This is a genomic window from Methylosinus sp. C49 (assembly GCF_009936375.1).
Classification (GTDB): Bacteria; Pseudomonadota; Alphaproteobacteria; order Rhizobiales; family Beijerinckiaceae; genus Methylosinus.
On sequence record NZ_AP022332.1, the window covers coordinates 3,157,340 to 3,176,331 of the forward strand.

The window sequence follows — 18,992 nt, forward strand, 5'->3', positions numbered from 1 at the left end:
GCCGGCCGGGTCGCAACATCCCGAGGGGCACGCCGCGCTCTTGCGCATTGCCGACGACGAGAGGTAGTCACTAGCTCTCGCGAGCCCCCACACACGAAAGACCAGCATGACCGCCACTGAGAGCTTCCACCACGACATCGCCGATCGCCACGACAAGCTGCTGATCGTCGATTTCGGCTCGCAGGTGACGCAGCTCATCGCGCGGCGCGTGCGCGAGGCCGGCGTCTATTGCGAGATCGCGCCCTTCCAGAGCGCCGAGCGCGCCTTCGCCGAGATCCGCCCCAAGGCGGTGATCCTCTCCGGCGGCCCCTGCTCCGTCACCGAGGACGGCTCGCCGCGCGCGCCGCAGAGCATTTTCGACGCGAAAATCCCCGTGCTCGCCATTTGCTACGGCGAGCAGCTGCTCGCCGCGCAATTGGGCGGCGCGGTCGAGGGCGGGCATCATCGCGAGTTCGGCCGCGCCGAGATCGGCGTCGTCGAGGAGAGCCCGCTCTTCTCCGGCGTGTGGGAAAAGGGCGGCCGCTATCCGGTGTGGATGAGCCATGGCGACCGCGTCACCCGCCTGCCGGAAGGCTTTCGCGTCATCGCCGCCTCCGAGAACGCCCCCATGGGCGCCATCGCCGACGAGGCGCGCCGCTATTACGGCGTGCAATTCCATCTCGAGGTCGCGCATACGCCGGACGGCGCCAAGCTCATCTCCAATTTCGTCCATAATGTCGCGGGGCTGAAATCCGACTGGACCATGTCCGCCTTTCGCGGCGAGGCGATCGACGCGATACGCCGCCAAGTGGGCCCCGGCCGCGTGCTCTGCGGGCTTTCGGGCGGCGTCGATTCCGCCGTCGCGGCCGTGCTGATCCATGAGGCGATCGGCGACGCCCTGACTTGCGTCTTCGTCGATCACGGCCTGCTGCGCGGCGGCGAGGCGGAGGAGGTCGTCACCCTCTTCCGCGATCACTACAACATCCCGCTCGTGCATGTGGCGGCGCAGGAGCTGTTCCTGCAAGCGCTGGAAGGCGTCGAGGACCCGGAGATCAAGCGCAAGACGATCGGCCGCCTCTTCATCGAGACTTTCGAAGAAGAGGCGAAGAAGATCGCCGCCGACGGGCGCGGCGCGCCGCAATTTCTGGCGCAAGGCACGCTCTATCCTGATGTGATCGAGAGCGTGTCCTTCTCCGGCGGGCCTTCGGTGACGATCAAGTCGCATCACAATGTCGGCGGCCTGCCCGAGCGCATGAATATGAAGCTCGTCGAGCCCTTGCGCGAATTGTTCAAGGACGAGGTGCGCGCGCTCGGCCGCGAGCTGGGCCTACCCGAGGCCTTCGTCGGCCGCCACCCCTTCCCCGGCCCCGGCCTCGCCATCCGCTGCCCGGGTGGAATCACGCGCGAGAAGCTGGAGATTTTGCGCAAGGCCGACGCCATCTATCTCGACGAAATTCGCAAGGCCGGACTCTATGACGTGATCTGGCAGGCCTTTGCCGTGCTGCTGCCGGTGCGCACTGTGGGCGTGATGGGCGACGGCCGCAGCTACGACCATGTCTGCGCTTTGCGCGCGGTGACGAGCACGGATGGGATGACCGCGGATTTCTATCCCTTCGACATGAATTTTCTAGGCCGGGCGGCGACGCGCATCATCAATGAGGTGCGCGGAGTGAATCGCGTGGTGTACGACGTGACCAGCAAGCCGCCGGGGACGATCGAGTGGGAGTGAGGGGTGCCGACAACGGCGATGTTGGGCACGCTTGCCGATTCACCGAATGACAATGAGTGACTTGTGCAGAAAACTATCAAGCTTGCGCTGAACTCCTTTCCCTCAATCCCCCATTCACTTCGTGAGCCGCCAGATGGCGCCGCTGTGTCACATCTCTTGGTTGACCTAGCCGACCTCTATCACCACTACTACCTGGACAGCTGGGGCATCGAGCCGCCCAATCCAAATCCCGCCCATTTCGAACACGTTCGCTACCTCCTGCCATGTTCAGAGTTTCGGTTCTCGAAGGGAGGCCTCGGCACTGCCAAGACATTTAAGGGCAACAAATCAAACGAGCTTGGCCAAGCCTTCTGCCGCTGGTTCTTGAGCACTCACTTGGACATCCACTACATCGCCCACATCGAGGCTGTACGTGACCACGGAGCGCTTGCCAGCTACGGCGGTGTATCCGTAAAAACTGAGGAAATTGGGGAGGGAGACGGCCCGGATTATTTCTGTGCTTCAGGTAAGAATGAGATTTATCTGGCGGAGGCCAAGGGCACGCGTCACGCCGTTGGCTTTACGACCAAAGAATTCCAGACTTGGCGTAATCAGTTTAAACGGATCATGGTCAATGATGCAAAAGGTCAGCAACTACAAATAAAGGGCTACATTGTTGCCATGCGTTGGGCAATGGAGACAGACAGCACGAAAATATATACTACACTATCGGCCGAGGATCCCGAGACCCTAGGCGAGCGGCCCGGAGATGATAACCTCTCTGGCCTAGCGTATGCTACGAAATCGATCCACTACGCCGCAAGCCTACAACGCTTACGCCAGCCTTTGATCGCAGAGGCGCTGCTGCGGGGGTTCACGATCCCCGAAGAACTCCAATTCCGCTTGGTCTTGTGGGAATGCCTATTGCCGCTCTTCGCCAAGTTGCAATTCGTAGGCGGTTATTTCCCTGACCCCACCTGCCCTGGGCTCCCCTTTGAACGGACCCCGGACGGCAAATTCATTTATGCGTCGGCTGATCCCTTCCGGCTCGATATAGGCTCGGGCACCTTCTTCGGGATCGAACAGCATACCTTTACGATCCTCGCTGAGGCCGTGCGGACTGGTCCTGCTGAAGTCGGCCGACTACAGCCTCTGGAGGGCGGCACATTTGTCGCAAGCAGCGTGAGCCTGCTCCGTGATGGCCATATCGTGGGTCCTATAGAGTTCTTCCGACCGATCGGGATCATCACGGTCTAAGCACACCCCACCCCATCACATCCCCGTGACCACAGGCTCCCCGGCCTTCTGCCAGCCGATGATGCCGCCGCCGAAATGCGTGCTCACGTCGCGGCGGCCGAAGAGGCGGGCCTGCTCCATGGCGTTCACCGAGCGCTTGCCGGAGCGGCAATAGACCACCACCTTCTGGCCCTCGGCCGGAGCCGGGATCTTGCTCGGATCGAAGGCGGACAGCGGCACGAACAAAGCGCCGTCGATATGGCCCTGGGCGTATTCGTCCGCCTCGCGCACATCGACGAGGATGATCGACTTGTCGGCGATGCCGCTCTTCAGATCGTCGAGGCTGATCTCGCTATACCACTCGGCCATGTCGCTCTTTCCCAAATTTCTACGCGGCCGCGCGAACGGGGCCGCGGCTGCGAAGGCTCGGGCAGCGGCTTGAAGCGTCGCGCTGGCGCGTTAGGTGGCTAGCCCTCGGGGGCGTTGTTTCCGCCATTTGACACAGGAGCTCCACAAATGTCCAGAAACGCATCGCTCGCGCTCGCGGCCGCTGTGCTCGTCTCGGTCGCGGCCTCGCCCGCCTTCGCCGAAGTGCAGATGTTCAAGGGCGATCTCTCCGGCGGCGCGGAAAATCCGCCGAGCGCGAGCAAGGGCGTCGGCTCCATCGCCGTCACGCTGGATCCCAAGACGCGGAAAATCAGCTGGAAGGGCTATTTTGTCGGCCTCGAGGGCCAGGAGATGAAGGCGCATTTCCACGGTCCCGCCAAGGCCGGCGAGAAAGCCGCGCCGGTGCTGCCGGTCGAGGCCGTGGAGGAGACCTTCCAGGGCTCGGCGACGCTCGACGCCAAGCAGGTCAAGCAGCTCGAGGACGGCCAGTGGTATTTCAACATCCACTCGGCCAAGCATCCCGAGGGCGAGCTGCGCGGACAGCTGAATCGCGTGCGGTGACGCCCTGCCCTATTGCGGATTCTCGAGGCTGAAGGTCTGCGCGCCTTCGTCATAGGCGAAAATCTCGCCATAGCGGCCCCAGGTGGTGACGCTGCGCAGCGTCATCTCCGCATAGTCCTCGCTCATATAGTCCTCGAGCTCCTCGCGGAAGCGGGTGGCCGGCGCGTAATGCGACGGCCGCTCGTCCAACACGCGGCGGATGCGCTGCGCCAGCGGCACATAGGCGAGCAGATGGTCGCCGAACAGCTTCTTGCGCTGATCGACGTCCATCTCCGCGAAGCGCTTGCCGGCCGTCGTCAGCTTTATGTCGCCCTCGGCGAGCTCGGCGAAGCGCAGCAGCTGCAGCGTCTCGGCGACGGGGAAGAGATCGTCGATCTCGAGCTGCAAGCTGTCGGCGAGCGCGGGAAGATCGGCCTTGCCATCGTAAGGCGGCGCGGCGACCTCCTCGATCATGCCGGCGAGCGTGTTGGTGGAGACCGTCGGCAGCGCCATGCCGAGGCCGAGGCCCGGGAAGGTCCCCTCGCGCTTGGGCGGCTCGGCGCGACGCGTCATCAGCGCATAGATCTGGTCCACGAGCTGGCGGAACTCGGGATCGAGACGATTGCGCGGATGCGCCAGCGTCACGCGAATTTCCGCGGCGATGCGGCCCGGATTGGAGGAGAGCACGACGATGCGGTCGCACATCAGCACCGCCTCCTCGATATTATGCGTCACCATCAGAATGGATTTGATCGGCATGCGGCCTTCGACCCACAGATCGAGGAGATCGGTGCGCAAGGTCTCGGCGGTCAGCACGTCGAGCGCCGAGAAGGGCTCGTCCATCAAGAGAATATTGGGCGCGACGACGAGCGCGCGGGCGAAGCCGACGCGCTGGCGCATGCCGCCGGAGATTTCCTTCGGATACGCATTCTCGAAGCCGTCGAGGCCGATGATGTCGATCGCCTTCAGCGCGCGGCGGCGCGCGTCCGCCTCGCGCACGCCTTTGGCGCGCAGGCCGAGCTCGACATTGGCGAGCACGGAGAGCCAGGGAAACAGGGCGAAGCTCTGAAACACCATGGCGACGCCATCGACCGGGCCGGCCACTTTCTCGCCGCGATAGAGAACGTCGCCCCCCGTCGGCCGCGCGAGGCCGGAGACGATGCGCAGCAACGAGGATTTGCCACAGCCGGAACGCCCGAGCAGGCCGACGATCTCGCCATCGTCGAGCCGCAGCGAGATATCGTCGAGAACGATCGGGCCTTTTTCGCCGGAAGAGCGGCCATAGGCCTGGAAGACATTGCGGAGCTCGAGCAGAGGCGCTTTCGTCGCGGACATGGCGGAACCCTTCAGGACAGGCGCAGGCGCCGTTCGACGAAGCCGAACAATTGGCGCCAGAAGAGACGGTTGAACAATATGACGACGACGCTCATCAGCGAGACGCCGAGCACGATCTTCGGATAGTCGCCGGCCGCGGTCGCTGCGGCGATATAGGCGCCTATGCCCTGCGCCTCGATCGTGTCGTCGCCCCATTTCACATATTCGGCGACGATGGAGGCGTTCCACGAGCCGCCCGAGGCAGTGAGCGCGCCGGTCACATAATAGGGGAAGATCGCCGGCAGAATGACGTTCTTCCACCAGGCGAAGCCGCGAATGCCGAAATTGGCGGAGACCTCGCGCAAATCGTTCGGAAAGGCCGAGGCGCCGGCGATGACGTTGAACAATATGTACCATTGCGTGCCGAAGATGATCAGCAGCGACAGCCATATGTCGGGATCGAGCCGGAAGGTGAGAATGCCGACGACCGCTATGGGGAAGAGGACATTCGCCGGAAAGGCCGCCAGAAATTGCGCCAGCGGCTGAATCTTCTCGGCGATGCGCGGACGCAGGCCTACCCAGACGCCGATCGGAACCCAGACCAGCGTGGCGAGCGCGATCAGCACGACGACACGGATCAGCGTGTAGAAGGTCAGCAGCAGCGCATGGCGAAGCTCGTCCAGGCTGACGGCGCTGCGCACGAACTCGACCACGAGATAGAGCGAATAGAAGAACACCGCGCCGATCGCCGCGAACCAGACGATATCGAAGAGGACGGACGCCCGCCGGCTCTGCGGCAGGCGCGGCGACGCGAAGGGCAAGGTCAGCTTCCACAGCGAGGCGCGGCGAAGCAGCGAGGCCGGCCAGGCCGCGGCGACGCGCAGCCAGCGCGTTCGCACGAAGAGATCGCGCACCCAGCTCTCGGCTTCGTCCTGCGAGGCGGAGAGCTCGACGCGAAACTTGCCCGAGAAGGCGACGATCGGGCGAAACAGCAATTGGTCATAAGCGAGAATGATGAGCGCCACCGCGACCACCGCCGCCACGACGCAATCGATGCGCTTGCTCTCGATCGCCAGCGCGAGATAGGAGCCGACGCCCGGCAGACGCACATTCACGTCGCCGACGGTGATCGCCTCCGAGGCGACGACGAAGAACCAGCCGCCGGACATGGACATCATCATGTTCCAGATGAGGCCCGGCATGGCGAAGGGCGCCTCGAGCTGCCAGAATTTCTGCCAGGGCGTGAGCCCGAAGCCCTTGGCCACCTCGTCGAGATCACGCGGCACGGTGCGCAGCGATTGGTGGAAGGAGAAGGCCATGTTCCAGGCCTGGCTCGTGAAAATCGCAAAAATGGCCGCGCCCTCCGCGCCCAAAGTCGAGCCGGGGAAGAGGCCGAGGAAAAAGGTCACGGTGAAGGAGAGGAAGCCCAGCACCGGCACCGACTGCAGCACATCGAGCAGCGGCACCAGAATCATCTCGGCGCGGCGGCTCTTGGCGGCCAGCGTCGCATAGACGAGCGTGAAGAGCAGCGAGAAGCCGATCGCCGCGAACATGCGCAGAGTGGTGCGCAGGCCGTAATAGGGCAGCGCCGAATAATCGAGCGATAATTGCGCCGTCTCCGGCGCCTCGAGCGGCAACGCCATGCCACGCCAGCCGAAAGCGGCGAGCGCGAAAACGCCGAGGACGAGCGCGAGGGCGACGAAATCCCAAAGATTGGGCAGAGTGCGGCGGCCGAGCGAGGTGAGCGCGACGAAATTATTGAGCATGAACGACCGGCTTTCGGCGAAGCGAGGCGCAGGGATGGCCGGCGGCTGGGGCTCCGGCGGGAGAGCATGTCGCACAGCCGGATACCGCCGTCATCTCCGCAGAGACGGGAAAAGCCATGCGCCGCCGTCCAATGGCCAAGCCTTATGACAATTGCGTGTCGCCGCCGGACGGGATCGCCGAAATACGGCCTCAGAAGCAATCGGGAAACAATCCGCGCGCTCAGCGCGCCCCCATTGGCGCGGCGCGGGAATCGCGGCGGGAATCGCCCTTGGGCAGCGAGCCGGTCGGCGCGAGATCGATGCGCGCGCTGTCGAGCCGGTCGAGCCGGTCGAGCCGCTGTTCTAGCCGCTCCAGCCGCGAGGCGCCCGCGTCGCGCGCCGTCTCCAGCGCGCGCAGCCGCGCCCCGGCGCGCAGCGCCTCCTCGTCATGGCGTAGCGATTCGATCAGCGCCCGCGTCGCCCGCGCCTCGTCCAGCAGGCGGGCGATCTCGCGACGCTGCTCGAGCCCGAAGGAGACTTCCGGCTTCCAGTCGAGCGCCTTGGCGAGAGTCTGGCCGTCTATGCTCTGCGCGGCCTGCAGCGCATTTTTGACGCCGGTGCGCGAGCCCAGAACAAAGCCGGCCGCCGCGCCCGCGCCGATGGAGGCGACGATGACGCCGAGAAGCCGAAAAAACCGGAGGCCATTGGGCCGCGAAGAGCGCGCCGCCGCCGTCGACATGAGAGACCTCCTGAGCGACGCCGAGGCGATGTCTCAGTGGCCCGAGTGTCCGCGCCCATGGTTAACGGCAGGTTAAGCGCGCGTGGCCGCCGGCGCGAGACGCGTCCGACGGCCGGAACGATGCTTTCGAAGAGCGCTTCGTCAGTGCGCGCGCTGCTTCATGGCGCGATGCGGAATGTCGCTATAGGGCGCGATGCCATGGCCGCCGACCGACGAGCGCCCCTGATTGCTATAGGAGCCGCCTTGGCTGGAGGAGGAGCGGCCCTGGATCGCCGAGCGCGCCTGCGCGCCGCTCTGGCCGGCGACGCGCGCCTTGCCGGAGGCAGAGCCATATTTGCCGGAGGCCTTGCCATATTTGGAATATTTCTGAGACGACCAGCTTCCGCCCGCGGCGGAGGAGCGGCCTTTCGTCGCCTTGGAGGCGCGCGCGCCCGGATAGTCCTGATAACGAGCCTTGGCGATATCTGAGGCCGCGCCGGCGGCGAGCGCCGGAACCGCCGAGGGCAGAGCGAGCGCCGGAGCCGTCATCGCCGGTATCGACATGGCCAGCAATCCGAGCGCGACCGCGCCCATCGTCAGATTCGTGAGGTTCATTTGCACACTCCCGTATCGCGAGCTCTGGAAAGATCCCGCGGCGGCCCCCCAGGGCGTCACAACGTGCGGGACGCGGGTCGGTTCCCTCGGCTCTCGCCGCGCGCCGCCGCGCTGGAGCCCGCCCAAAGGGGCGGCGGAGCGCAAGATTGCAAGTGGAGGCGACGCTACCTATAGTCCGCGCCAATTCCGGCCGCGATCATCAGGTAAAGAGCCGGAGCCCCGCAAAGCCCAAGGGAAGCCCCAAATCATGCTGGAAGGCCTGCGCATCGCCTCGCAACATCGGATCGGCCGCATCATCCTCGGGCTCGTCATGGGCTTTATCGCGCTGAGCTTCGCGGTGTGGGGCATAGGCGACGTGTTCCGCGGCTTCACCTCCACGCGCCTCGCCAAGGTCGGCTCGGGCGAGATTTCGATCGAGGCCTATCGCAGCGCCTATCAGAACGAGCTGCGCCGCCTGCAGCAGCGCGCCCGCCGCGCCATCACCAATGAGGAGGCCCGCCGCTTCGGCCTCGATCAGCAGGTGCTGCAGCGCATGATCACCGATCTCTCCCTCGACCAGAAGACGAAGGCGCTCGGCCTCGCCATCTCCGAGGACGAGACCTTGCGCCTCACCCGCGACGAGAATGTCTTCAAGGGTCCGACCGGCAAATTCGACTCCGACCGCTTCAAGCAGCTCATTCGCGACGCCGGCTATACGGAGCGCAGCTTCCTCCTCGAGCAGAAGGGAAGCTATTTGCGCAAGACGCTGACCGATTCCATCGTCTCCGGTCTGGAGCCGCCGCGCCTAGTGCTGGAGGCGCTGCATCGCTTCCGCAATGAGATCCGCGAGGTCGACTACTTCCTGCTCCCCGCCTCCGCCGTGGGCGAGGTCGCCAAGCCGAGCGAGGAAGAGCTGAAGAAATATTTCGCCGATCGCGAGCAGAGCTTCCGCGCCCGCGAATATCGCAAGCTCGCGCTGCTCACCGTGACGCCGGCCTCGCTCGCCGAGCCGCAGAAGGTCGCCGAGGCCGACGTCCGCAAGCTCTATGACGAGGTGAAGGCCAAGCGCTACGGCACGGCCGAGAAACGCCATTTGCGCCAGATTCTCTTCGCCTCGAAAGACGAAGCCGAGAAGGCGCTGGAGCGTCTGAAGGGCGGCCTCTCCTTCGACGCGCTCGCCGGCGAGCGCAAGCTCTCGCAAAAGGACATAGACCTCGGCCTGCTCGAGGCGCACGACCTCGGCGACAAGCAGATCGCCGAAAAAGTCTTCTCCTCGCGCGAGCCGGGCTTCGTCGGCCCCATTCAGACCGCCTTCGGCGCGGCGATCCTTCAGGTCGAGAAAATCATCCCCAGCGTCTTCACCCGCAGCTATGAGGAAGCCGCCGACGAGTTGCGCCGCGAGATCGCGCAGGGGCGATCGGCTCCGTCCGTGCGCAAGCTGCATGACGCGATCGAGGATCAGCGCACCGGCGGCAAGACGTTGGCCGAGGCCGCCAAGGCCGCCGGGCTCGATGTCGTGACGATAGAGGCGGTGGATTCCACGGGCCTCGATCCCGCCGGCAAGAATGTTCCCGGCCTCTTCGGCTCCGAGGATCTGCTGAAGGCTGTGTTCGCCTCCGACGTCGGCGTCGACAATGACACTGTGCCGACGCGCGACGGCGGCTATGTCTGGTTCGAGATCGCCAAGGTGGAGCCGGCGCGCCAGCGCAGCTTCGACGAGGTGAAGGAAGCCGTCGAGACCGCTTTGCGCGGCGAGAAGCAGCAGAAGGCGCTGACCGAGCGCGCCGAGGCCCTGACCACGGAGCTGCGCGGCGGCAAGGCGATAGAGGACGTCGCCAAGGGCGCCGGCGCCGAGGTCCGGCATGTCGGCGATGTGAAGCGCGCGCCGCATCCAGAGCTGACGACCGCGGCCATCGTCGCCATTTTCGAAGCGCCGCCCAAGGGCGCCGGCTCGGCCGCCGTCGATGGCGGACGCCTCGTCTTCGAGGTGAAGAGCGCATCGACCCCCGCCTATGATCCCGCCTCCCTCGAGGCCAAGGCGGCGGCCGACCAGCTGCGGCCGGCCTTCACCAATGATATTCTCGAGCAATATGTCGGCGCGCTCGAGAAGGTCTACAGCGTCTCGATCAACGAGCAAGCGTTGCAGGCGGCGACCGGCGGAGCGGAAAAGAACCCGTGAGCGCATTGTCCGAGCCGTCGTTCGACGAATTCGCCGCCGCCCATGAGACGGGCCGCGCGTCGCTGGTGGCGACGCGGCTCGTCGCTGATCTGGAGACGCCGGTCGCGGCCTATCTGAAGCTGACGCGCGCGCGGACGGCCAATGTCTTCCTGCTCGAATCGGTCGAGGGCGGCGCCGCCCGCGGCCGCTATTCGATGATCGGGCTCGACCCCGACATCGTGTTCCGCATCCATGGCGAGAAGGCCGAGATCAACCGCCGCGCGCTGCGCGACGCGAATGCTTTCGAGCCCTGCGCGAAACCGCCGCTCGATGCGCTGCGCGAGCTGCTCGCCGAATCCGCGATCGACGAGGTCGCGCATCTGCCGCCCATGGCGGCGGGCGTGTTCGGCTATCTCGGCTATGACACTGTGCGGCTGATGGAGCGCCTCGCCCCGGCCAAGGACGATAAGATCGGCGTGCCCGACGCGATCCTGCTGCGGCCGACCGTCATGGTCGTCTTCGACAATGTGCGCGACGAGATCATCGTGGTGACGCCCGCCCGCCCCGCGGCCGGCGTTTCCGCCAAGGCCGCCTATGAGGCGGCGCTCGCGCGGCTCGACGCCGTGGTCGCGACATTGGAGGCGCCGCTCGAGCAGCGCGAGGCGGAGGCCGATCCGCATCTTCTCGCCGAGGAGCCGGTCTCCAACACCGCGCCCGGGCGTTTCCTGGAAATGGTGGAGCGCGCCAAGGATTACATTCGCGCCGGCGATATTTTCCAGGTCGTGCTGTCGCAACGCTTCACCGCGCCTTTCGCTCTGCCGGCCTTCGCGCTCTATCGCGCGCTGCGCCGCGTCAATCCGGCCCCCTTTCTCTGCTTTCTCAATTTCGGCGATTTCCAGATCGTCTGCTCCTCGCCGGAAATTCTGGTGCGCGTCGCCGAAGGAAAGGTGACGATCCGCCCCATCGCCGGCACGCGCTGGCGCAGCGCCGTGAAGGCGGAGGACGAGCGCCTCGCCGCCGAGCTTCTCGCCGATGAGAAAGAGCGCGCCGAGCATTTGATGCTGCTCGATCTCGGACGCAATGACGTCGGCCGCGTCGCCGCGACGGGAAGCGTGCGCGTGACAGACAGCTTCACCATCGAGCGCTATAGCCATGTGATGCACATCGTCTCCAATGTGGAAGGCGCGCTCGATCCCGCGCGCGACTGCATAGACGCGCTCGCCGCCGGCTTTCCGGCCGGCACGGTCTCCGGCGCGCCGAAAGTCCGCGCCATGGAGATCATCGACGAATTGGAGACCGACAAGCGCGGCATTTATGGCGGCTGCATCGGCTATTTCGGCGCCGGCGGGCAGATGGACACTTGCATCGTGCTGCGCACGGCGATCGTGAAAGACGGCAAGATGCATGTGCAGGCGGGCGCCGGCGTCGTCTATGACAGCGATCCCGATTACGAGCATCGCGAGACGGTGAACAAGTCCAAGGCGCTGTTCCGCGCCGCCGAGGAGGCCGTGCGTTTCGCGACGCGCGCGCGTCGCGGGCAGTAGAGCCGGAGCGAAAGAGGCGGCGCGTGACCGAGCATACGCTCTATGAGGAGGCGGACGACCCGCACCGGCCGATCCGCCTCGGCGATGCGGGCGCGGCGGGGCAGTCGGCGCGCTGGGGCCATATGCTCACGCTGTTCATGCGCGTCATGGCGCTGTTCTGGCTGCTGCAGGGCGTGATGCAATGGATCATTGTGCTCACCGCCAGCAAGCCCATATTCGACGAGACGCCGACCAACGCCGCCATCGCCGTCGTGTTCTTCGCCGTGCTCGATCTCGTCGCCGGCGTCGGGCTCTGGCTGGCGACGCCCTGGGGCGGCGTGCTGTGGCTGCTCATCGCCGGCGCGCAAATCTTCGTGACCTTGAGCGTGCCGGGGTTTTTCGCGGGCGGCTATTGGCTCATCGCCCTCGATCTCGCGCTCATCGGCCTCTATTTCTTCCTCACCTTCGAGGCCGGCCGCGATTATGAGGCGCAACGCCTGCGCGAGAAGCGCCGCCGGCGGCGCGGTTCCGAGGCCGAGGGCGCCGACAGCCGCTTCAGCCGCCTGCAACGGCAGGCGCGTGCGCTTCTCGCCCGGCTCGGCCGGTGAGACGCGCAGCGCACGTCCGCGACCACGTCCGCGACACGGCTAATACAATTCTAACAATTTGATTCACCACCCATTTACCGCATCGACGGTAGTGGAGGTAAACGACGGATTCAGGCTGTTGTTTAAAGCGGTCTTCATTCGCGGCGGATAGGTTCTGGTCCATCGAGACACGGACCGGACTTTCCAATATCCGGCGCAATAAACGAGACGGAGCTTGTTCATGAATACGGCGTCGAAGACCGAGGCGGCGCAGGTCCGCTCGGAGAAGATCAACGAAATTCGTCCGATCTATCTCGAATCCCTCACGCTGGTGGAGCGTCTGCATCGCCGCCTGCTCGACGTCATCAAGGACGAGTTCGACCGCCGCAATCGCGGCGACGTCAATTCCGTGCAGGCGCTGCTGCTCTACAATATCGGCGACAAGGAGCTCACCGCGAGCGAGCTGCGCACCCGCGGCTATTATCTCGGCTCCAATGTCTCCTACAATGTCAAGAAGCTCGTCGAGATGGGCTACCTCCACCACGCCCGCTCGCGCGTCGATCGCCGCTCCGTGCGCATCAGCCTCACGCCCAAGGGCAAGGAGGTTCATGATATCGTCGCAGCTCTCTACGAGAAGCATGCGACCACCGTGGAGCAGATCGGCGGCGTTTCCACCGCCGAGTTCCGCACTGTCAACACCGCGCTGACGCGCCTCGAGCGCTTCTGGACGGATCAGATTCGCTATCGCCTCTGACGCTTCCTCCTAGACTTTCTCCGCTCCACTCGGGCGATCTTCGCTTTACGCGTCGATCGCCCTTTTTCTTGGCCGCATATTGCGGATTCTCGGCCGAATGTCGCGGATTTCTGCTATGAGAAGCCGTCGCGGACGTCACGTCGATAGAGAGGCCTCTTCCATGCGCTGGTCGCTCACGCTCGGCTCGTTCAAGGGCACGGCCGTCCGCATTCACATCACTTTTCTGCTGCTGCTCGCCTGGATCGGCTTTTCCGCCTATCGCAGCGGCGGCGCGCAGGCGGCGCGCGACAGCGTGATCTTCATCACGCTCATCTTCGCCTGCGTCGTGCTGCATGAGTTCGGGCATATTCTGATGGCCCGGCGCTTCGGCATTTTTTCGACAGAGGTCACGCTGCTGCCGATCGGCGGCGTCGCCAATCTCGACCATATGCCGGAAAAACCCCATCAGGAGCTGCTGGTCGCGCTCGCCGGGCCGATGGTGAATATCGTCATCGCCACGGCGCTGTTCGTCGCGCTCGGCGCCTTCCAGCCGGAGACGTTGGCGCAGCTCGACGATCCGCATCTCAACGTCCTCGCGCGTCTCGCCGCCGCAAATCTGTTTCTGGCGCTGTTCAACATGATCCCGGCCTTCCCCATGGACGGCGGCCGCGTGCTGCGCGCCGCTCTCGCAATGTGGCTGCCGCGCGGAAAGGCGACGCGCATCGCCGCCTCCATCGGCCAAGGCTTCGCCTTCGCGCTCGGGTTCTTGGGGCTGTTCGGCAATCCCATGCTCGTCTTCATCGCCATTTTCGTCTACATCGCCGCCAGCGGCGAGGCGCAGATGACGGTCGCGAGCGAGGCCGCGCGCGGCCTCACCGTCGCCGACGCCATGGAGACCCGCATCGCCGCCATCGGCTGGGGCGCCGACCTCGGCGAGGCGGTCGAGACATTGCTCGCCACCTCGCAGGATCAGTTTCCGGTGGTCGCGGCGGATGGCCGCTTCATGGGGCTGCTCGACCGCTCGGACATCATCGAGGCGCTGAAGGCCGACGACCGCAGCGCGCCGATCGCCCCTCATGTGCAGCGCGACGCCCCCACCGTGAACGCGGCTGCGCCGCTCGATGAGACGATCGAAAAATTCGCCGGCGCCTCGGCCATGGGCGTGCTCAGCGCCGATGGCGCGCTGGTCGGCCTGCTGACGCGCCAGAGCATCGGCGAGATCATGCTGATCGCCAATCTGCGGCCGGACTGGCGGCTGGGCCGGCGCGGGTAGAGAAGCCGGCTCCCCGGCCGAGCGGCGCGAATGAATTGACTTGAGCGGCCGAAGAGCCGAAAAAATCGAGCCGCGGCGGGAGAGCAAGCCCACGCCGCCGAGAACCGGACCCAAGCGCGAATGACAAAAGTCACGCTCATCGACAATTACGACAGCTTCACCTTCAACCTCGTGCATTATTTCGGCTCGCTCGGGGCCGAGGTGACGGTCAAGCGAAACGATGCGGTCTCGGTCGCCGAAGTGCTCGCCTCCGGCCCGGAGGCGATCGTGCTCTCGCCCGGCCCCTGCACGCCCAAGGAGGCGGGCATCTGCCTCGATCTCATCGCGGCGGCCTGGGCGAATATTCCGATTTTCGGCGTCTGCCTCGGCCATCAGTCCATAGGATTGTCGTTCGGCGGCGATGTGATCCGCGCGCCCCTGCCCGTGCATGGCAAGATGGCGACGATCCTGCACAAGGGCGAGACGATCTTCCGCGGCATCGAAGGGCCGTTCCAGGCGACGCGCTATCACTCGCTGATCGTCGCGCGCGAGACCTTGCCCTCCTGCCTACGCGTCACCGCCGAGACTCCAGACGGGCTCATCATGGGCCTCTCGCATGAGAGCGCGCCCGTGCATGGCGTGCAATTCCATCCCGAGAGCATCACCTCGGAGCATGGGCACAAGATTTTGCGCAATTTCCTCGATCTCGCGCAGGAGTGGAACGCGACGCGCCGCCCCGCCAAAGTCGCGTGATCCAATGCGAGCCGGAAGGCTCGCTCTCCTTCAACAGAGACATTCGGCCGTGACCGACCTCAAGCCCTATCTCGCGACCCTCGCCACCGGCGCGACGCTCTCCCGCCAGGAGGCGCGCGCGGCGATCTCCACGGTGCTCGAAGGCGGCGCGACGCCGGCGCAGCTCGGCGCCTTTCTGATGGGCCTGCGCCAGCGCGGCGAGACGGTGGACGAAATCATCGGCGCGGCGGAGGCCATGCGCGCGGCGATGGCGCCGGTCGCGGGCGCGCGAGACGCGATCGACATTGTCGGCACGGGCGGCGACGGCGCCGGCACCTATAATGTCTCCACTCTCGCGGCGATCATCGTCGCCGGCTGCGGCCTGCGCGTCGCCAAGCATGGCGGAAGGGCCGCCTCCTCGCGCTCCGGCGCCAGCGACGTGCTGGCGGAACTCGGCGTCAAGGTCGGCGTCACGCCCGAGCACGCCGCATTTTGTCTCGCCGAAACAGGCATTTGCTTCATGGCTGCGGCGACGCATCACCCCGCCATGCGCCACGCCGCGCCGGTGCGCGGAGAGCTCGGCCTGCGCACGATTTTCAATCTGCTCGGCCCGCTGTGCAATCCGGCGCGGGTGGAGAAGCAGCTGCTCGGCGTCTCCTCGCGCGCGCTGCTGGAGCCGCTGGCGCGCGTCTTGGCGGAACTGGGCGCAAAGCGGGTCTGGCTCGTCCATGGCGAGGACGGGCTCGACGAATTGACGACGACCGCGCCCTCTCACGTCGTCGCGCTCGAGGACGGCGCCGTCCGAAGCTTCACGGTGACGCCGGAGGAAGCAGGGTTGGCGCGCGCTGAGCCGCAGGCGCTCGTCGGCGGCGATCCCGCCCATAACGCAAGCGCGCTGCGGGCCGTGCTGGCCGGGGCGCGCGACGCCTATCGCGACATCGCCGCGCTCAACGCCGCGGCGGCGCTGGTGGTGGCGGGAGCGGCGGCCGATCTCCGCGAGGGCGCAAATCTCGCCGCGCGGGCGCTGGACAGCGGCGCCGCGCAGGCGAAGCTCGAGGCGCTCATCCGCGTCTCCAACGCCTGAGCGCGAAAAGACCGCGGCGCGCCGCCGCGCTGGCGGGAAATGCTTCGTGTCCTTCGTGTCTTCGTGGTAGAAAACCTCTCGAAGACGCGAAGGACCGTGAGCGGCATGACCGACATTCTGAGCAGGATCGAAGCCTATAAGCGAACCGAGATCGCCGAGGCCAAAGTGCGCATGCCGCTGGCGACGCTCGAGCGCAATGTGCGCGACCACGATCCGCCGCGCGGCTTCGTCCATGCGATAGAGGCCAAGCTCGCCGAGGGGCGCATCGCGCTGATCGCGGAAATCAAGAAGGCGAGCCCATCGAAAGGCGTGCTGCGCCATGATTTCGATCCGCCGGCGCTGGCGCGCGCCTATGAGGCCGGCGGCGCCGCCTGCCTCTCGGTGCTGACCGACGGCCCTTCCTTCCAGGGCAAGCTCGAGGATCTCGAGGCCGCGCGCAAGGCGGTAAATCTGCCGGCGATTCGCAAGGATTTCCTCTACGACCCCTATCAAGTGTTCGAGGCGCGCGCCCATGGCGCCGATTGCATTTTGATCATCATGGCCGCCGTCTCCGACGAGGAGGCCCTGCGCCTCAACACCACGGCGCATGATCTGCGCATGGACGTTCTCGTCGAGGTCCACAATGAGGAGGAGCTCGACCGCGCGCTGGCGTTGGAGACGCGGCTCATCGGCGTGAACAATCGCAATCTGCATACATTCGACGTCACGCTGGAGACGACTGAGCGGCTCGTCGAGCGCATTCCCAAGGACAGAATCATCGTCGCCGAGAGCGGCATAACGAGCCATGAGGATTGCCTGCGGCTCGAGAAGGCCGGCGTCTTCACCTTCCTCGTCGGCGAGAGCCTCGTGCGCAAGGACGATGTGACGACGGCGACGCGCGAGCTGCTGCATGGCTCGGTCAAGGGCGATCACCGGCGGGCGCGCGCATAGATGCTGACGCATCTCTCGAACAAGGGCGAAGCGCATATCGTCGACGTCTCCGACAAGGCGGAGACGAAACGCGTCGCCATCGCTCGCGGACAGATCGTGATGGACGCCGCGACGCTCGCTCTCGCGGTCGAGGGACAGGCGAAGAAGGGCGATGTGTTCGGCGTCGCCCGCATCGCCGGCATTATGGCGGCCAAGAAGACGCATGAGCTGATCCCGCTCTGCCATCCTCTGCCCGTCACCAAGATCGCGGTCGATCTCGAGCCGGACGCCAATCTCCCCGGCGTGCGCGCGACGGCGGAAGTTTCGGTCACGGGCAAGACCGGCGTGGAAATGGAGGCGCTGACCGCGGTCGGCGTCGCTCTGTTGACGATCTACGACATGCTGAAGGCCGTCGATCGCGGCATGCGCATCGAGGGAATCGAGCTGGTCGAGAAGCGCGGCGGACGCTCCGGCGAATGGCGTCGCGACGAAATGGACAAGAATGGCTGAAGACAAATTGCTGTCCGTGGACGAAGCGCTCGCCCGCGTGCTCGCCGGCGCGACGCGTCTCTCCGGCGAGGAGGAGGTTCCGCTCTTCAAAGCGCTCGGCCGCACTTTGGCGAAGGATCTCGTCTCGCGCCGTACGCAGCCACCGGTCGCGGTCTCCGCCATGGACGGCTATGCGCTGCGCGCCGCCGATCTTTCAGCGCCCGACGGGCGTCTGAAGCTCGTCGGCGAGAGCGCCGCCGGCCATGGCTATCACGCTCCGCTCGCCGCCGGCGAGACCGTGCGCATCTTCACCGGCGCGCCCGTGCCGGAAGGCGCCGACACGATCCTGCTGCAGGAGGACGCTGCGATCGACGCGGCCGGCGTCGGCGCCGCCTCCCCGCCCCCGCCCGGCCGGCATATTCGCGAGCGCGGGCTCGATTTTCGCGAGGGCGATCCTGCCCTCTTCGCCGGAACGCGCCTCGGCCCCAGCGAGCTGGCGCTCGCCGCCGCCATCAATCATCCGCTGCTTCCCGTCGCGCGGCGCCCGCGCGTGGCGCTGATCGCCTCGGGCGACGAGTTGGTTCCGCCCGGCGCCGAGCCCGGCCCCTCGCAGATCATCGCCTGCAACTCCTATGCGGTGGCCGCCATCGCCGAAGCCGCCGGCGCCGAGGCGATCGATCTCGGCATTTTCCGAGACGACATCGCCGAGCTGGAAAAAGCCCTCGAGCAGGCCCGCGCGGCCAAGGCCGATATTGTGGTGACGCTGGGCGGCGCCTCGGTCGGCGATCACGATCTCTTGCGCCCGGCCCTCGCCCGCCAGGGCATGGCGCTCGACTTTTGGCGCATCGCCATGCGGCCGGGCAAACCGCTGATCCATGGAACGCTGGGCGAGGCGCGCATTCTGGGCCTGCCGGGCAATCCGGTGGCGGCTTTCGTCTGCGCGCTGGTCTTCCTCGGCCCGCTCATTCGCGCCTTGCAAGGCGATCCGCGCGCAGGGGCGGACGAGACCGAGGCCGCCGTCGCCGGCGCGCCGCTGAAGCCCAACAAGGGCCGCCGCGACTATATGCGCGCGACGCTCTCGCGCGACGCTTCCGGCCGGCTCGTCGCCACGCCGCAGGCCTTGCAGGATTCCTCGCTGCTGACCGAGCTGGCGCGCTCGCAGGCGCTGCTCATCCGCGAGGCGGGAGACGGCGCTGTGGCGGCGGCCGGCGCGTGCCGGATTTTGAGGTTGCCGGGGGCGTTCGTCTCTCGAGACGCTCGGACCTAAAATCCCCCTCATGCTGAGGAGGCGCCGCAGGCGCCGT

General features: G+C 66.0%; 18 protein-coding genes. 13 read left to right on the top strand and 5 right to left on the bottom strand.

The annotated features are described in order from the left end of the window. Positions 1-106 precede the first annotated feature (106 nt). Positions 107-1,708: a glutamine-hydrolyzing GMP synthase gene (gene guaA, locus GYH34_RS14950; protein ID WP_161914268.1), complete on the top strand. Its 1,602-nt coding sequence runs from the start codon at positions 107-109 to the stop codon at positions 1,706-1,708. Between the two features lie 63 nt (positions 1,709-1,771). Beyond that, the gene (locus tag GYH34_RS14955; RefSeq protein ID WP_161914269.1) at positions 1,772-2,944 is read left to right on the top strand and encodes a hypothetical protein; all 1,173 of its coding nucleotides are present in this window, start codon (positions 1,772-1,774) and stop codon (positions 2,942-2,944) included. A 15-nt stretch (positions 2,945-2,959) separates the two neighbouring features. On the opposite strand, the gene GYH34_RS14960 is transcribed toward GYH34_RS14955, so the two are convergent. After that, the gene (locus GYH34_RS14960; RefSeq protein ID WP_024880404.1) at positions 2,960-3,292 is read right to left on the bottom strand and encodes a rhodanese-like domain-containing protein; all 333 of its coding nucleotides are present in this window, start codon (positions 3,290-3,292) and stop codon (positions 2,960-2,962) included. A 147-nt stretch (positions 3,293-3,439) separates the two neighbouring features. On the opposite strand from GYH34_RS14960, the gene GYH34_RS14965 reads away from it, so the two are divergent. Beyond that, positions 3,440-3,871: a CHRD domain-containing protein gene (locus GYH34_RS14965; RefSeq protein ID WP_161914270.1), complete on the top strand. Its 432-nt coding sequence runs from the start codon at positions 3,440-3,442 to the stop codon at positions 3,869-3,871. A gap of 9 nt (positions 3,872-3,880) precedes the next feature. Here the strand turns inward: GYH34_RS14965 and GYH34_RS14970 are convergent, their stop codons facing one another. The 4 genes from GYH34_RS14970 to GYH34_RS14985 all read right to left on the bottom strand — a co-directional run bounded on the left by GYH34_RS14970 (position 3,881) and on the right by GYH34_RS14985 (position 8,242). Next, complete coding sequence (locus tag GYH34_RS14970) at positions 3,881-5,185, bottom strand: nitrate/sulfonate/bicarbonate ABC transporter ATP-binding protein (protein ID WP_161914271.1); 1,305 nt, start codon at positions 5,183-5,185, stop codon at positions 3,881-3,883. An 11-nt stretch (positions 5,186-5,196) separates the two neighbouring features. After that, entirely contained in the window at positions 5,197-6,930 is a 1,734-nt protein-coding gene (locus GYH34_RS14975; protein ID WP_161914272.1) for an ABC transporter permease subunit, read from the bottom strand. Positions 6,931-7,150: 220 nt separating this feature from the next. Beyond that, positions 7,151-7,648 (bottom strand): hypothetical protein, encoded by a 498-nt coding sequence (locus tag GYH34_RS14980; RefSeq protein WP_161914273.1) that lies wholly within the window; start codon positions 7,646-7,648, stop codon positions 7,151-7,153. Between the two features lie 141 nt (positions 7,649-7,789). Then, entirely contained in the window at positions 7,790-8,242 is a 453-nt protein-coding gene (locus tag GYH34_RS14985; protein WP_161914274.1) for a hypothetical protein, read from the bottom strand. Positions 8,243-8,489: 247 nt separating this feature from the next. Between GYH34_RS14985 and GYH34_RS14990 the strand changes: the two genes are divergently transcribed. The 10 genes from GYH34_RS14990 to glp all read left to right on the top strand — a co-directional run bounded on the left by GYH34_RS14990 (position 8,490) and on the right by glp (position 18,955). Further along, on the top strand, positions 8,490-10,400 hold the full coding sequence (locus tag GYH34_RS14990; protein ID WP_161914275.1) for a SurA N-terminal domain-containing protein: 1,911 nt from the start codon (positions 8,490-8,492) through the stop codon (positions 10,398-10,400). A gap of 5 nt (positions 10,401-10,405) precedes the next feature. After that, the gene (gene trpE, locus GYH34_RS14995) at positions 10,406-11,923 is read left to right on the top strand and encodes an anthranilate synthase component I (protein ID WP_174242459.1); all 1,518 of its coding nucleotides are present in this window, start codon (positions 10,406-10,408) and stop codon (positions 11,921-11,923) included. Between the two features lie 23 nt (positions 11,924-11,946). Then, the gene (locus GYH34_RS15000; protein WP_161914277.1) at positions 11,947-12,510 is read left to right on the top strand and encodes a DUF6163 family protein; all 564 of its coding nucleotides are present in this window, start codon (positions 11,947-11,949) and stop codon (positions 12,508-12,510) included. A 220-nt stretch (positions 12,511-12,730) separates the two neighbouring features. Next, positions 12,731-13,243 carry a MarR family transcriptional regulator gene (locus GYH34_RS15005; protein ID WP_018266040.1) on the top strand — a complete coding sequence of 171 codons (513 nt, stop codon included), beginning with the start codon at positions 12,731-12,733 and terminating at the stop codon, positions 13,241-13,243. Between the two features lie 160 nt (positions 13,244-13,403). Continuing rightward, positions 13,404-14,495: a site-2 protease family protein gene (locus tag GYH34_RS15010; RefSeq protein WP_161914278.1), complete on the top strand. Its 1,092-nt coding sequence runs from the start codon at positions 13,404-13,406 to the stop codon at positions 14,493-14,495. Between the two features lie 120 nt (positions 14,496-14,615). Further along, on the top strand, positions 14,616-15,227 hold the full coding sequence (locus GYH34_RS15015; RefSeq protein ID WP_161914279.1) for an aminodeoxychorismate/anthranilate synthase component II: 612 nt from the start codon (positions 14,616-14,618) through the stop codon (positions 15,225-15,227). Between the two features lie 49 nt (positions 15,228-15,276). Further along, on the top strand, positions 15,277-16,290 hold the full coding sequence (gene trpD, locus GYH34_RS15020; protein ID WP_161914280.1) for an anthranilate phosphoribosyltransferase: 1,014 nt from the start codon (positions 15,277-15,279) through the stop codon (positions 16,288-16,290). A 105-nt stretch (positions 16,291-16,395) separates the two neighbouring features. Further along, positions 16,396-17,220: an indole-3-glycerol phosphate synthase TrpC gene (gene trpC, locus GYH34_RS15025; protein WP_161914281.1), complete on the top strand. Its 825-nt coding sequence runs from the start codon at positions 16,396-16,398 to the stop codon at positions 17,218-17,220. Next, positions 17,221-17,709, top strand: a complete 489-nt coding sequence (gene moaC, locus GYH34_RS15030; protein WP_161914282.1) for a cyclic pyranopterin monophosphate synthase MoaC — start codon at positions 17,221-17,223, stop codon at positions 17,707-17,709. Next, positions 17,702-18,955: a gephyrin-like molybdotransferase Glp gene (gene glp, locus GYH34_RS15035; RefSeq protein WP_161914283.1), complete on the top strand. Its 1,254-nt coding sequence runs from the start codon at positions 17,702-17,704 to the stop codon at positions 18,953-18,955. Before moaC ends, glp begins: the two co-directional genes overlap by 8 nt. Positions 18,956-18,992: the final 37 nt, after the last annotated feature.

What these genes read in the sequence shown, in the direction of transcription:
- guaA (WP_161914268.1), top strand. Translation starts at nt 107, where the DNA reads ATGACCGCCACTGAGAGCTTCCACCACGACATCGCCGATCGCCACGAC.
- GYH34_RS14960 (WP_024880404.1), bottom strand. Translation starts at nt 3,292, where the DNA reads ATGGCCGAGTGGTATAGCGAGATCAGCCTCGACGATCTGAAGAGCGGC.
- GYH34_RS14965 (WP_161914270.1), top strand. Translation starts at nt 3,440, where the DNA reads ATGTCCAGAAACGCATCGCTCGCGCTCGCGGCCGCTGTGCTCGTCTCG.
- GYH34_RS14970 (WP_161914271.1), bottom strand. Translation starts at nt 5,185, where the DNA reads ATGTCCGCGACGAAAGCGCCTCTGCTCGAGCTCCGCAATGTCTTCCAG.
- GYH34_RS14975 (WP_161914272.1), bottom strand. Translation starts at nt 6,930, where the DNA reads ATGCTCAATAATTTCGTCGCGCTCACCTCGCTCGGCCGCCGCACTCTG.
- GYH34_RS14980 (WP_161914273.1), bottom strand. Translation starts at nt 7,648, where the DNA reads ATGTCGACGGCGGCGGCGCGCTCTTCGCGGCCCAATGGCCTCCGGTTT.
- GYH34_RS14985 (WP_161914274.1), bottom strand. Translation starts at nt 8,242, where the DNA reads ATGAACCTCACGAATCTGACGATGGGCGCGGTCGCGCTCGGATTGCTG.
- GYH34_RS14990 (WP_161914275.1), top strand. Translation starts at nt 8,490, where the DNA reads ATGCTGGAAGGCCTGCGCATCGCCTCGCAACATCGGATCGGCCGCATC.
- GYH34_RS15005 (WP_018266040.1), top strand. Translation starts at nt 12,731, where the DNA reads ATGAATACGGCGTCGAAGACCGAGGCGGCGCAGGTCCGCTCGGAGAAG.
- GYH34_RS15010 (WP_161914278.1), top strand. Translation starts at nt 13,404, where the DNA reads ATGCGCTGGTCGCTCACGCTCGGCTCGTTCAAGGGCACGGCCGTCCGC.
- GYH34_RS15015 (WP_161914279.1), top strand. Translation starts at nt 14,616, where the DNA reads ATGACAAAAGTCACGCTCATCGACAATTACGACAGCTTCACCTTCAAC.
- trpC (WP_161914281.1), top strand. Translation starts at nt 16,396, where the DNA reads ATGACCGACATTCTGAGCAGGATCGAAGCCTATAAGCGAACCGAGATC.
- moaC (WP_161914282.1), top strand. Translation starts at nt 17,221, where the DNA reads ATGCTGACGCATCTCTCGAACAAGGGCGAAGCGCATATCGTCGACGTC.
- glp (WP_161914283.1), top strand. Translation starts at nt 17,702, where the DNA reads ATGGCTGAAGACAAATTGCTGTCCGTGGACGAAGCGCTCGCCCGCGTG.